We start from the raw sequence: 396 nt of genomic DNA, 5'->3' as shown, positions 1-396 counted from the left end.
CGAAGCCGACAAAGACTTCTACGTCTGTAGCCTGTCGAATCTGGTCAATATTTATAAAGGTCTGTGTATGCCGGCGGATCTGCCGCGCTTCTACCTGGACCTCGCGGACCTGCGTCTGGAATCGGCCATCTGCCTGTTTCACCAGCGCTTTTCCACTAACACCGTACCGCGCTGGCCGCTGGCGCAGCCGTTCCGCTACCTCGCGCATAACGGTGAAATCAACACCATCACTGGTAACCGCCAATGGGCGCGTGCGCGTACCTATAAATTCCAGACGCCGCTGATCCCTGACCTGCACGACGCCGCGCCGTTCGTCAACGAAACCGGCTCTGACTCCAGTTCGATGGATAACATGCTGGAACTCCTGCTGGCAGGTGGGATGGATATCATCCGTGC

The 396-nt window shown here is 57.6% G+C and carries 1 pseudogene; it reads left to right on the top strand.

Features of this window, described 5'->3' with window-relative positions:
• Window positions 1-396, top strand: a pseudogene (locus E0L35_RS25960) (glutamate synthase large subunit); the annotation flags it as partial.

It is taken from the genome of Halomonas sp. ATBC28 (genome assembly GCF_005937175.1).
Classification (GTDB): domain Bacteria; phylum Pseudomonadota; class Gammaproteobacteria; order Pseudomonadales; family Halomonadaceae; genus Vreelandella; species Vreelandella titanicae.
This window is presented reverse-complemented; position numbering and strand designations above follow the sequence as displayed.